Here is a 12,943-nt window from a genome sequence, read left to right as displayed (position 1 = left end):
GCCGATGACAGCACCGGTAGCTTGCACGACAAGTTAGCCGAACTCGGCGGCAAAATGATCGTTGACGCGCTACGGATGTTAGAAGAAAACACGCTGGGCGCAACACCGCAACCGGAAGTCGGCGTCACTTACGCAGCCAAGATCAGTAAAGAAGAAGCGGCGTTGGATTTTGGTCTGGAAGCCGATGTCTTAGCGCGAAAAATTCGGGCGTTTAATCCATTCCCGGGCGCATTCGGCACCTTCGGCGGCGTCACGATAAAAATATGGGAGGCGCAATTTGTGGCCCACAACGGCCATCACAACCCGGGCGAAATCATCAGCGCCGATGCGCAAAATGGCGTTTTGGTCGCCTGCGGCAAAGATGCTTTGCGACTGAGCGTCTTGCAAAAACCGGGGGGGAAACGTTTACCGGCGATCGATTTCATCCGGGCTTTTGCTATGGCTGACGGGCGCTTTGATTAACGCTCTATCGTTCTAGCCATCTCGCAAAACCAAACGGCGAACAAAGAGTTCGCCGTTTTGCTATCCAACTCAGACCACCTAAATCACCCGCTGCCCATTCTTCCACACCTGCAAAATCACCGGAATATCATCGACCACACGCACCCGTAAAAAATCTGCCTTCAGACCCGGCGCAATTTCACCACGGTCCGTAAACCCGATCATCCGCGCCGGATTGAGCGAGACGGTATTGATCGCTTTCGGCAAACTGAAACCCTCTTTTTGCAACAAAAAAGCCGCATGCAGCAAGCTCGCCGGAACATAGTCCGATGACAGCACATCGAGCAAATCGGCACGCGCCAACTCAGTGGCCGAAATATTGCCCGAATGCGAACCGCCGCGCACGACATTCGGCGCGCCCATAATAATGCCCAGGCCGTGCTGACGTGCGGTGTGCGCCGCAATCATCGTGGTCGGAAATTCGCAAATATTGATGCCTTCAGCGACACCTTCGGTGACATGCTCGGCGGTGGTGTCATCGTGGGTCGCCATCGGCATGGAGACCTTATGACAATTATTGACGATCTTGCGGCGATTATCATCGGCGTAGCGTACTTGCCGCTCCAGCAAATCCTCCAGCATGGAATCGACTTTCTCGTTACTCCATCCGCGTTTGCCGGTGGTATAGATGCGATATTGGCTAATGTCCGTCCACTGCCGCTGGCCGGGCGTGTGGTCCATCAATGAGACTAGCTTTAAGGTCGGATCGTTCAGAAATGGTGAAAACATTGCCTCCAAATTTTCTTCCGCCAACTCCAGCCGCAAATGCAAATAGTGATCCACCCGCAACAGACCGGCAGCACGAGCGCGTTGCAAATTCACAACGCACGACGCCAGCAAAGTACTACGCACACTTTCAGGATCGATATCGCCCACGCCTAGTGCGTCGAGCACGGTAGTAATCCCGGCCGCCGCAATCTGCGCGTCATGCGCCAAAATAGCAGGCAATATCGGCCAGTTCACTTTTGGGCGCGGCATCAAATGCTTCTCAAGATTATCGGTATGCAACTCGACCAGACCGGGCATCAGATAATCGCCCTCCCAATCCTCGCCAACCTGTGAGGCGCCAGCCGATATGCTGTCGATCACACCAGCGGCCACCGATAGGCTGCCGACAAACTGCTCTTGCGCCGTAACGATACGGGCGTTTTTAATAGTAGGAATAGTGGTCATGAAGGATCATTCAGAGTCAAAGAGAAACGTCAATTCAATCGGCTTCAGTCAATTCTACCGATGGTATCGCCGCAAGCGAAAACAATCGCGTTGCCAACGCACGACGGACATATTCGTCATGAAAAATCCCCACCACGGCAGTCCCACGTTCACAGGCCTCCTGAATCATATCGATGACTGTATCGCGGTTGCCTTCATCGAGCGACGCTGTTGGCTCATCCAGCAACAATATCGGGAAATCGCTAATAAGCGTACGCGCAATATTCACTCTTTGCTGCTCACCGCCAGAAAACGTCGCTGGTGGGACGTGCCACAACCGCGCAGGAATTTTTAATCGCGATAACCACCCTTTAGCCAGATCCTGCGCCTCGTCAATTGCCATGCCTTTGACGATCAACGGCTCGGCCACCAGATCGAGCGTCGTAATGCGTGGAATGACCCGCAAAAACTGGGTCACAAAGCCTAACGTAGTGTGTCGTACCGCGTGTATTTGCTGCGGCGAGGCGTTCGTCAAATCGACCCAGTCAGTGCCATTTTGCATAGCGTGACGGATCTTGACGCTGCCGCTACTGGCCCGATAATTTGCATACAGACAACGCAGCAATGTACTCTTGCCTGCGCCGGATGGCGCATGGATCACCACACACTCACCGGCGTCCACATCCATGTCAACCTGCGAAAAAATCGGCATGTGCAAACCGCCTTGCAGATGCAGCATGAATTCTTTAGAAAGCTGCCTTACTTCAATGCGTCTTAATGCGGTCATCTTGTTTTCCTAAGCTTGTAATACGGAAGACACCAACAATTGCGTATAAGGATGCTGCGGATCATCCAGCACCTGATCCGTCAATCCGTGCTCCACAACCTGTCCGTTGCGCATCACCATCAAGCGATGCGCCAGCAATCGGGCCACCGCCAGATCGTGCGTAACGATGACCGCTGCGACGTGCAATTGCGACACCAGTTGGCGCAACAAATCCAGCAATCGTGCCTGCACCGATACGTCCAGACTCGCCGTCGGTTCATCCATAAAAATCAGCCGTGGCTTGGTCACCAGGTTGCGTGCAATCTGCAAGCGCTGCTGCATCCCGCCTGAAAAATGGCGCGGCAAATCATCGATCCGATTTGCATCGATTTCGACCCGCTCCAGCCAGTGCAAGGCCTCTTCGCGTATCTGTCCGTAATGGCGCGAACCGACCGCCATCAAGCGCTCACCCACATTAGCCCCAGCCGATACATTCGCACGCAAACCATCGCGCGCGCTTTGATGCACAAAGCCCCAATCGGTACGCGACAACAACCGACGACGCGCTTCACTGATTTGATACAGATCGACGATTCCTTCATGCCGGGTCGAAAATAATACGCGTCCCGAACTCGGCACAAGATGTCCCGCCAGACAATTCAGCAAGGTACTTTTTCCCGATCCTGATTCGCCCACTATCCCTAACACTTCACCGGGATACAGTTGCAAATTAATCGTGTCGCACGCCAAAAAATCACCAAAGCGATGACTCAGATTCTCAGCCGCTAAGAGTGGTGTCGCCAAAGCAGACATCATGCTGCCACCCGCTGATGGCAATAATCGGTATCGCTGCACACATACAAACGTGCGCCCTCATCATCGACAATCATTTCATCGAGAAAACTATTCTCAGCGCCGCATAAACTGCAACTCTGCTCCCAGCTTTCGATCTCAAATGGATAGTCTTCAAAATCCAGACTCTTGACCGAGGTGTAAGGCGGCACGGCATAAATGCGCTTTTCACGTCCCGCGCCAAAGAGCTGCAAGGCCGGACACTGATCGAGTTTTGGATTGTCGAATTTAGGAATCGGCGAGGGCCGCATCATGTAGCGATGGTTGACGATCACCGGATAATCGTAGGCCGTCGCAATCTTGCCCATGCGCGCAATATCCTCATACAACTCCACACTCATCAAGCCGTAGTCGGCCATCGCGTGCAGCTTGCGGGTCTGCTGCTCGCTTGGTTCCAGCCAGCGTAGCGGCTCTGGAATCGGGACTTGATAAATCATGATTTGATCCGCCGACAACGGCGTCTCAGGAATTCGATGACGGGTCTGAATCAAGGTCGCCTCCGTCGTTCTCTCAGTCGTCGCCACACCAGTGGTACGTCGAAAAAATCGTCGGATATTGACCGCGTTAGTCGTATCGTCGGAACCCTGATCGATGACCTTCAACACATCCGTGCGTCCGATCACGGCAGCAGTGACCTGAATCCCGCCGGTGCCCCAACCGTAAGGCAGCGGCATTTCACGCCCGCCAAACGGCACCTGATAACCGGGAATCGCCACCGCTTTCAAAATAGCGCGACGAATCATGCGTTTGGTTTGTTCATCCAGATACGCGAAGTTATAACCGGCCTCGGGTTGCATGGCCGCTTGTGCGTGTGATTGTTCCGTCGTCGTATTCATCAAGCGGCTTTCTGTACATCAACATGTGACGCGGTAGTGGTCATTTTTGCGGCCTCAGCCGCCTCGGCAACCTCCGCAGATTGACGGCGCAACGCCCGTATTAAATTGAGCTCCGCCTGAAAATCGACATAATGCGGCAGCTTCAAATGTTGCAAAAAGCCCGACGCCTCTACATTGTCCGAGTGGTACAACACAAACTCAGCCATTTGCGCCGGGGATGTCGCCTCTTCGCCCAGCTCTTGACAACGCAAGGTACGATCCATTAATCCCATCGCAATCACCTTGCGCTCGTTGTAGCCGAAGGTTAATCCGTAGCCTCGCGTGAAGCGCGCCGGTTCGGTATGCGAGCCCGAAAACTGATTCACCATCTGGCACTCGGTGATCTCAATGTCGCCGATCTCGATGGCAAAACCTAGCTCTTCGGGAATCACCTCTACGCTGACTTTTCCATGCCGTATTTCTCCCGCAAACGGATGACTGTTGGCATAGCCGCGTTGGGTCGAATAGGCCATTGCCAACACGAATCCTTCATCCGCACGCGCCAGGTTTTGCAACCGAATATCGCGTTGCGCAGGAAACGCCAACGGGTCCCGTGTCAAGTCGCCCGGTGCCGGATCGCCCTTTGGAATCACATCCTGCTCGATCAATCCTTCGGCATTCAAAAAGTCCAATACGCGTGGCATGGTGGAATAATTTTCTTGTGCCAATACCGTCTTAACTTCTGGCGCTTGCACCTTATCGCCAACGACTTGCAACGTCGCCTCCGCAGCCAATGAAAAATCCAGCAAGCGCTGTGTATAGTCGTACGTCGCACCTAAAATCTGACCGCCCGGGACATCCTTAAAGGTTCCTGAAATACGGCGCTCAATCACCATCTTTGCCGTATCCAAAGGCAGCGTTGAAAGCAATCGCGGCAAGGTCGTGCGATACGCCCGCAACAAAAAAATCGCCTCCATCAAATCACCGCTGGCCTGCTTGATCGCCAGTGCCGCCAGATCGCGGTCATACAGCGATCCTTCGGTCATCACGCGCGCCACCGCCAACGGCATTTGCTCACGAATTTGCGCCACTGTCAGCTCCGGCAATGCGGGGTCACCACGACGCGCACGCGCTAATGCCAGATACGATTCTTCGATGGCTTTTTCGCCACCTTTGACTGCAACATACATAGCCTTACTCCCGTTTAAATCTGCGTGGTACGTGGCAAACCAAGAATGCTTGATCCATGGCAAAACACCACGTCAATGCCGAGCGGAAATCCATCTGTATTGGTTTGCCACAGCGCATCAAAATTCTCCGGCAACCCCGCTACGTGAATGACGCGCTGATGTGCAATCCCAGGGCCAGACAACCTACGCGGCGGGCCATCCACCAAACTCGGTACTTGCACAAAAACAGTGGTCGAACGATCTGGATATTCCATCGTCCCGCGTGCAAATTTTTCCCATTGTTCGGTTAATTGCAGCGGATCAGTGATCACCGCAAAAGTCGCCAGCGCCGCATCCTCAACTAACTGGCAGCCACAATGAAAACGCAGATACGCCCGCAGCGCAGCGTTGTTCGCGCCCGGATCCAGCCACAGCGCAGTGTCCATATCGGCCAGCGCCAGACAGAGCGCGGTAGTCGATAAAAACAACGATGGTGGGCTTTGCATATCGGAGGCGATTATGTGTATCAACCCTGGCTCAGACAACGCTTTTAAGACAGAGCGAAAGGTCGATTGGGCATCGTGCACCGGGTCGTCCCAGGCGGGTAAAAGTGCCGTTTCTGCGAGCGCACTCATGCGTTTTCTCCTCTGACCATCGTCATAAAATCAACCTTGGTCACAGCGGCCCGCGCTTCGGTCAACGCACGCTGCGCAGCCAGCGCTTGGGCTACCGGTTGCAAGACTATTTGCGCAACCTGCGCTGCGGCGTCGCTTTGTAGCAAGGCATCAAACACTGCAGCCCATTCGGCATGCTGCGCATCGCGCCCGGCGACGTAAGCCACACCCATGTGCCCGGATGGCAAACGCAACGCACAACGCGTGACAGACATTTCGCCAAGATTAAATTGCTGCCCCGTCCCGCCAGTCCGCGCACGCACCATGGCGAGTCCCATCTCCGGGCGGCGCAACCAGACATGCGCAGGAAGTGCGCCATGCTGGTGGGTATAGTCAGTTACCGCCGCGTTTAAAACAGCAGCCGGGGCTTTCGCCAATAACGACATCCAAGCCGCACGGGCCTGATGCGTGTCAGTATTTATTTGAGATTCCATTCCTCCATTGAAACATCGGAATGTTAAATCTTGATGACATCGGGACGAAAATAATGTCTGCATCAATGTCAATAAGCGGTAACAATGGGACGCTATCCTGTTTGAATTTGATGCCTCTCCCAGCGCGACTTCCATGACCAATCCAACATCCCATTCGGCAACATCCGCCCCACGTTATGCGCTCTATTTTGCGCCGATAACCAGCCCCGCCTGGTGGACCGCAGGCAGTCGCTGGCTGGGTCGTGATGCGGCAACGAACGTGTCGTCATCACCACCAGAGATCACAGGATGCTCACCGCTAGCATGCCAGCAGCTGACAGCTGATGCGCGTCGTTATGGATTTCATGCCACGCTCAAAGCACCGTTTCGATTGGCCCAAGGATTTTCCGAAAACGATCTGGTCGCCATGGCGCAAGCGTTCTCCCTCTTGCAAACACCGTTGCCAGTAAAAGAGGTTGGCATTCATCTACTAGGGAATTTTTTGGCGCTGCAAACGATGGACCCGCTGAGCAAAGATCAGATCAGTGCATTGGCGATGCGTTGTGTCACGTATTTCGATTTACTCAGAGCCGCACCGTCTGCGGCAGAACTAGCAAAGCGTCAGAAAGCTGACCTGACCCCGCGTCAAACTGCCCTCAATGCACGCTGGGGCTATCCCTATACCGAAGAGGAATATCGTTTCCATTTAACCTTGACGCATGCATTGACGACATACGATGACGCCACTGTTGCCGCCATCCGTGCAACTGCCGAAACCTGTTTTGCGCAGGCACTGACAACCCTGCTAATCATCGATGGCCTGAGCATTTTTAAAGAGTCAGAACCGGGTGCGCCGATGACGGTGTGGAAGCATTTTCCTTTTTTGAGAAATTCCGTTTTGCAACAGGACGACGCCATGCATGTTCCGGTCGAAGGTCGCTTGTTTTTTGTGGTCGGCCCCTCCGGCGTAGGCAAAGATACGCTATTGCAGTGGGTGCAACCGCGATTGCCGGAGAGCGCCGGAATTGTGTTTGCACAACGCAGCGTCACGCGTGCGGCACACGCCAGTGAAGCGCACGAAAGCATGACCCGGGATGACTTTTTTCAAGCCGCAGAAATGGATGAATTCAGCATGGCGTGGCAAGCCAACGATACCCATTACGGCATCCGGCGCGGGGTCGAAGCGACATTGAAAGCGGGTTGCGATGTCATCGTTAACGGCTCGCGCCAATACATCCCGCAATTGCGTGCATTATTTCCGCAAGCGCAGATTATTTGGATATCCGCCGACGCGCAATTGATTCGGCAACGCATAGAAAAGCGGCAACGCGAAACTGGCGCGGCGCTGGAAAGCCGTTTGTTACGAAGTGCCGAATTTAGCCCTGAAGAAACAATCGATGGCGATGGCATGATGCACATCGATAACAGTGGCCCGATTGAGGTTGCGGGCCATCAACTGCTGGCTATTTTTTCGACACAGCACTAAGTTGCTGCTGCCCGCGCCATTGCGCACCCGCAGCCAGCGTGATCGGATGTTCGATGACGGCGGATTCGATGCAAACATAATGTTGATATGCATCGTCTTCCAAGTCAGCAATCGCGGCGCTACCATGCGCCCACGGGTTCCAGACCACCACATCTGAAAAACCAGTTTGTTGCACCGTCACCACGCTGTCATCAGTCATCAATTCAACCGCGCCTTCTACACCAAAAAACAGACTATCGACTTCGGCATGGATGCCCAGCAAGCTATTGTCATCGAAGCGCAGATCACCATTATTCAAGCTGTTTTCATAACGTGAGGTACTCAGTCCACGAATCGATACCTGAGCAATCTGCGCCGCAAAATACGTATGCAAAGCACACGCAAAATCGAAAGATTGCGTATCGGTATTGGTCACAGATAAGGTGGTAGTTAAGACGATGCCAGAAAATGTGACCTGCAGATCGAGCGTAAAACGATAGGGGAATTGCAGCAACGTTTGCGCCGAATCGTGCATCGTCAGATGCATAAACCCATCGCCATTCTCACGTACTTCTGAGGCAACCAAGGTCCATTGCGCAGTACGGGCAATGCCATGCTTGGGCAACATTCCACGGTTGGCAAACTGCGGAAAGACGACGGGAATACCCCCACGGATAGCCGCCGAGCCATCCAACTGACTCAGCGGACTCAAAAACAAACGCTCGATGCCGTCAGGGGTGCGCCAGGAACAAACGTGCGCGCCATGCAACGACAGGCTAACTTGCGCCCCATCGGCCGAAGTAAGGGTGATCAGATCCATATCCATAAACGTTAGCCCTAGTACTGCCATTAATAGTGATGGCAATTTACCAGTTTCCGGCCTTGGTCGTCGGACTCAAATGATACAAACAACCGTTATTTAAATAAACAATTTACGCAAGCGCGACGAGGCCAGATCAATCACCGTGACCGTCACTATAATCATCAGCAGCACAGCACAGGTTTGCGCATATTCAAAGCTGCGAATTACTTCCCACAAAATCACGCCGATCCCGCCCGCGCCGACCATGCCAACAACCGTCGCTGAGCGCACGTTTGCTTCAAAGCGATACAACACGTAAGAAATCCACAGCGGCATGACTTGCGGCAAGACCCCGAAGACGATTTCTTCCAACGCGTGCGCACCGGTTGCGCGTATGCCTTCAACCGGTTGCGGATCGATGGCCTCGACGGCTTCTGAGAATAATTTCGATAGCGTCCCGGTGGTGGCCACAAACAACGCCAGGACGCCGGCAAAGGGGCCTAGTCCGACGGCCACCACAAATAGCATCGCAAACACCATTTCATTGATGGCGCGTGCGGCGTCCATCAAGCGACGTACCGGCTGGCTGATCCACGGCGGTGCAATATTCGATGACGCCAGCAAACCGCACGGGACCGCACAGACCACCGCCAACGCCGTACCCCAGACCGCGATCTGCACGGTCACCAGCATTTCTTCCAGATAGATTTTCCAATCACGAAAATCCGGTGGAAAAAAACTCGACGCGTAGGTTCCCATGTTGCCGCTATCGCGCAGCAACTCCCATGGCCGCATGTCCGCGCCTTTCCAGGAGGCGAGCAAGATCGCCATCAGAACGACCCAAAACAGACTTCGTCCTACAGACTGCTTAGGCGGTATCGGCGGTGCCGTTTTAACCGCAGCGGCGTGCATTTTCGATGGCGCTAACGTGGTCATTATTTATGCTTTTGCCAGTGCGTTCAATTTGCGTTCGATGTCGTCTAGCTTGGCTTTCTTTTCATCGACGTTGAGTGTGGTGTCGGCTTCGATTTTATTTTTGTCTTTGAATAATTCGAGCTGGCGCACTGGCATCAGTTGCGCATCGCTAGATTCTTTAAAACCGCTAAATTGCAGCTTTTCCAATTGTGCTTTTTCTTGGGCCACATTCGGTCCTGTACGACCATAGTTCAGGAAGAAATCTTTGATTTTTTCCTTGGTCGCTGTCGGCATATCTTTACGCCATACCAGTGGATCGGCAGCGATCAGCGGGGACTTCCAGATGACGCGCACTTTGCTGGCGATGTCTGGCTGACGGGCGACAATACGGTCCATCGTGTCGGACGCAAACACCGCTGCATCGACTTGCTTGTTGGCAACGGCCAGAATATTCGACTCATGATTGGCACTGCGGATGGTTTTGAATGTGGTCTTTGAGTCCAGATTATTTTTGGCAAAAATATAGTAACTCGGGACTAAGAATCCGGAAGTTGAGTTTGGGTCACCAATGCCGAAGTTGAGTGTTTTCGCATTTTTGATCAGGTCGTCGATGCTGGTGATCGGACTGTCTTTGTTTACACCGACCATGCTGAAATAGCCTTCCGAGCCGTCTGGATTGACGACGCGCGCAAACACTTCGGCACCGGCACGGTCTACCGCTTCCATCGCTGATTTGTTACCAAACCACGCCATCTGGACTTTACCGAAACGCATGCCCTCAATGATGCCGGCATAATCGGAGGCAAAGAAGCCGTTGACTTTCATGCCGATTTTTTTGCTGAGCTCATCCAACACTGGCTGCCAGTCTTGCTTGAGATTTTTGGATGATTCGGTGGAGATGATGCCGAAGTTCAGGACTTTTTCTGCCTCTTGCGCGTGCACAGATGAAGCACCGAACACAGCGCAAGCCATGACAGCGGTGGAAATGAGTTTTTTAAACATGATAGGAACCTTGATCGAAGGTGGATTAGAGAGATTGTTAAGCTTGGTAAGCAAGTTGATTTTCAGGCCGCAGCCATGGCACTTGCGGTATCGAAGATGGTGGGTACGTCGATTCTGGGACGCGTTAATGTATTGGAGCCGCCTAAAATATCTTCGGCTTCCGTGCCGTACAGTTCGCGCAGCATTTGCTCGGTTAAAGCACTGGACGGGCCGTCATACACCACGTGGCCTTTGCTCAGTGCGATGGTGCGGCGGCAGAATCGTAAAGCGACATCCACCTGATGCAGCGAGACGATGACGGTGGTGCCATCTTCGCGATTAAGGTCGGCCAGCGTTTGCATCACGCGTCGTGCAGACTCCGGGTCTAGTGATGCGATCGGTTCATCGGCGAGGACGATTTTGGCTTTTTGGACAATGCTGCGCGCAATGGCGGCGCGCTGTTGCTGGCCGCCGGATAAGGCTGAGGCGCGCTTGTAAGCGTGATCCGCAATCCCCACCCGTGCCAGTGCCGCCAGTCCCCAGGCTTTTTCTTCGGCGGTAAATAGCTTGAAGCAACTGCGCCACAGCGGCATGCGCGACAAGCCGCCTGTCAATACGTTGGTCAGGACAGGCAAGCGGCCGACCAGATTAAATTGCTGGAATACAAAGCCGACATTGGCGCGCACAGCACGGATGTTGCGATTAATGACGCCGTTCTGTTGAACTGGCTGACCATCGATGTGGACGTCACCGACGTCGGCTGCCATCAGGCCCGATAAATGCCGTAGCAAGGTCGATTTTCCAGAGCCGGAAGCGCCGATCAGGGCGACCATTTCACCCGATTTGAAAGACAAGCTGACCTGATTAAGTGCCTTAAAACCACCTCGGAAAGTTTTCGACAAGCCATCAATTTCTAGCATCATTTTTATCACCAATCGGTAGGAAACAAAACGCTGCGTGCATAAAACTACACGTCATGAGTAGGCGAAGTATCGCTACTGAATATGTCAGGCGTATGAAAATTGGATGACGGTTTGATGACGTTGAAATGAAAATCCTGATAATCAACAGAATGAATATGTACTGGCGGTCTTGTTATGAGGGATATGGCAAAAAAGTGTGGAGCGTGATGATGCAGGATGTGGGTTAATCTGCGACGAGGGGCCTCAATTGAAATGCCGCCCCTCTTTTAACGCAACTTGATTTTATGAACCTTTGACTGGTATGCAATAAACATCAATGCTGCTGCTTCCAGTTCCAGTTATTGGAACCAGCGTGAGGATGTCTTTAACTACTAACATTGCATCATTTACAGTATCGCCTTGAATTTCCGGAAGCGTAATAAGCCCGAGCAGTCCTGTTTCTATGTAGCAAGTCCAGGTTTTTGCATTTGCAATGCCAGATGTTGCCAAAGTCATGACAGCTACACAACATGTACTCTTTAGGAATTTTGAAGTTTGAAGTTTGAAGTTCATTTTGCATCTCCTGAAACAGTTAATGTTGAACAACCCGCTGATAGCGAATTAAGTTGCAACATAGAAACTATAATCAACTCAGAAGTTATTGCAATGGAGCAAAAATACTAACTTTTATTGGCATCTTTATGTTGAAAAAACAACCATTCCCCCGCATTTCCCTCCCTATACACGATTGCAGAATTATTTTCTCCGTCTCTGCAGCGAGGTTAAGAACTATGTCGGATTCTGCACGCGTTTAATCATCGCTTTGACGGCATCTGTCATCCCCATTGGAACCATGCTCAGGCTCGGATGAGCATTGGCAAATACGCGAAAAACTTCGTCTGCAAAAGCCTGTCCGATTTCTGCAACACCGTCAAAATCCAGTATGACGGTTTGAAAACGTTCAAACCTCCGGGTCAGCCGCTTTGCCTGCGAACGAGAAACCAGCGTCTCGCCCTCATGTTGGGCCAGCTTTACCGGGACGATTGTTTTTGCAAATGAAAAGTCTTCCGGAAGAGCAAATTTATCGAAAATTTCTTTCGTTGTGTGGGTACTGTCGTTATCGAGGCGCATGATGATCTGAGTTCCCTTCATCGCAACTTCCCGCGTAAGAAGGACATCAGGACCGTCATTGTCAAGATGTACGAAGGAAAGTCCATCTGAAAGAATCATGAAACGATCGAACATTTTCGAAGAAAAAAATATTCCCTCCCCTGAATGGTTGGCAGGGTCGGTTGTGAACTTCCCTTTGGCTAGTTCAAGAATTGCTTCACGGGTATCGTAGAGATTCAACGCTTGCTGAATTTTAAGAAAAATGCCGGTTCCGAGATCGCATACCGTGCATTCGGAAAACAGAGCGTTCCTGGTCATTTTCACAAGCACGGACTCCGCCTCGGAATGGTCGATTGCGTTGTTCACCATTTCAGATCGATTCGTGCTTGTCCGTGGTACTCGGCATAGAACTACTGAGTCGGAGAC

General features: G+C 52.5%; 15 protein-coding genes. 2 read left to right on the top strand and 13 right to left on the bottom strand.

Annotation, left to right across the window (positions count from 1 at the left end; translation table 11 throughout):
- On the top strand, positions 1-462 hold a 462-nt coding region (locus tag ACVBEF_RS18225; RefSeq protein WP_447125341.1), incomplete at its 5' end, for a methionyl-tRNA formyltransferase.
- A gap of 78 nt (positions 463-540) precedes the next feature.
- Here the strand turns inward: ACVBEF_RS18225 and ACVBEF_RS18220 are convergent.
- Genes ACVBEF_RS18220 through phnG form a run of 7 tightly spaced genes read right to left on the bottom strand, consistent with a single transcriptional unit; the run spans position 541 to position 6,363 of the window.
- Positions 541-1,674: an alpha-D-ribose 1-methylphosphonate 5-triphosphate diphosphatase gene (locus ACVBEF_RS18220; protein ID WP_447125340.1), complete on the bottom strand. Its 1,134-nt coding sequence runs from the start codon at positions 1,672-1,674 to the stop codon at positions 541-543.
- A 34-nt stretch (positions 1,675-1,708) separates the two neighbouring features.
- Positions 1,709-2,440 carry a phosphonate C-P lyase system protein PhnL gene (phnL, locus tag ACVBEF_RS18215; RefSeq protein ID WP_447125339.1) on the bottom strand — a complete coding sequence of 244 codons (732 nt, stop codon included), beginning with the start codon at positions 2,438-2,440 and terminating at the stop codon, positions 1,709-1,711.
- Between the two features lie 9 nt (positions 2,441-2,449).
- Complete coding sequence (gene phnK / locus ACVBEF_RS18210; protein WP_447125338.1) at positions 2,450-3,235, bottom strand: phosphonate C-P lyase system protein PhnK; 786 nt, start codon at positions 3,233-3,235, stop codon at positions 2,450-2,452.
- Positions 3,232-4,107 (bottom strand): alpha-D-ribose 1-methylphosphonate 5-phosphate C-P-lyase PhnJ, encoded by an 876-nt coding sequence (locus ACVBEF_RS18205; protein ID WP_447125337.1) that lies wholly within the window; start codon positions 4,105-4,107, stop codon positions 3,232-3,234. The genes phnK and ACVBEF_RS18205 overlap by 4 nt, the downstream gene beginning before the upstream one ends.
- Positions 4,107-5,276, bottom strand: a complete 1,170-nt coding sequence (locus tag ACVBEF_RS18200) for a carbon-phosphorus lyase complex subunit PhnI (RefSeq protein ID WP_447125336.1) — start codon at positions 5,274-5,276, stop codon at positions 4,107-4,109. Before ACVBEF_RS18200 ends, ACVBEF_RS18205 begins: the two co-directional genes overlap by 1 nt.
- A gap of 14 nt (positions 5,277-5,290) precedes the next feature.
- Positions 5,291-5,890 (bottom strand): phosphonate C-P lyase system protein PhnH, encoded by a 600-nt coding sequence (gene phnH, locus ACVBEF_RS18195; protein WP_447125335.1) that lies wholly within the window; start codon positions 5,888-5,890, stop codon positions 5,291-5,293.
- Positions 5,887-6,363 (bottom strand): phosphonate C-P lyase system protein PhnG, encoded by a 477-nt coding sequence (phnG, locus tag ACVBEF_RS18190; RefSeq protein WP_447125334.1) that lies wholly within the window; start codon positions 6,361-6,363, stop codon positions 5,887-5,889. Before phnG ends, phnH begins: the two co-directional genes overlap by 4 nt.
- A gap of 133 nt (positions 6,364-6,496) precedes the next feature.
- Between phnG and phnN the strand changes: the two genes are divergently transcribed.
- Positions 6,497-7,828 (top strand): phosphonate metabolism protein/1,5-bisphosphokinase (PRPP-forming) PhnN, encoded by a 1,332-nt coding sequence (gene phnN / locus ACVBEF_RS18185; RefSeq protein WP_447125333.1) that lies wholly within the window; start codon positions 6,497-6,499, stop codon positions 7,826-7,828.
- Here the strand turns inward: phnN and ACVBEF_RS18180 are convergent.
- The 6 genes from ACVBEF_RS18180 to ACVBEF_RS18155 form a co-directional block, all read right to left on the bottom strand.
- On the bottom strand, positions 7,806-8,672 hold the full coding sequence (locus ACVBEF_RS18180; protein ID WP_447125332.1) for a D-hexose-6-phosphate mutarotase: 867 nt from the start codon (positions 8,670-8,672) through the stop codon (positions 7,806-7,808). The genes phnN and ACVBEF_RS18180 overlap by 23 nt on opposite strands.
- 54 nt (positions 8,673-8,726) lie before the next feature.
- A complete protein-coding gene (phnE, locus tag ACVBEF_RS18175) occupies positions 8,727-9,545 on the bottom strand; it encodes a phosphonate ABC transporter, permease protein PhnE (RefSeq protein ID WP_447125331.1) in 819 nt (272 codons plus the stop codon).
- A gap of 3 nt (positions 9,546-9,548) precedes the next feature.
- Positions 9,549-10,526 (bottom strand): phosphonate ABC transporter substrate-binding protein, encoded by a 978-nt coding sequence (gene phnD / locus ACVBEF_RS18170; protein WP_447125330.1) that lies wholly within the window; start codon positions 10,524-10,526, stop codon positions 9,549-9,551.
- 62 nt (positions 10,527-10,588) lie between these two features.
- Positions 10,589-11,434, bottom strand: a complete 846-nt coding sequence (phnC, locus tag ACVBEF_RS18165) for a phosphonate ABC transporter ATP-binding protein (RefSeq protein WP_447125342.1) — start codon at positions 11,432-11,434, stop codon at positions 10,589-10,591.
- Positions 11,435-11,710: 276 nt separating this feature from the next.
- Complete coding sequence (locus ACVBEF_RS18160) at positions 11,711-11,980, bottom strand: hypothetical protein (RefSeq protein WP_447125329.1); 270 nt, start codon at positions 11,978-11,980, stop codon at positions 11,711-11,713.
- 216 nt (positions 11,981-12,196) lie between these two features.
- Positions 12,197-12,943 (bottom strand): STAS-like domain-containing protein (locus tag ACVBEF_RS18155; RefSeq protein WP_447125328.1); only part of this gene is annotated, 747 nt, incomplete at its 5' end.

The sequence above is a fragment of the Glaciimonas sp. GG7 genome, from assembly GCF_052976905.1.
The sequence above is the reverse complement of the archived record's forward strand: the minus strand, read 5'-3'. Positions and strand labels throughout refer to the sequence as shown.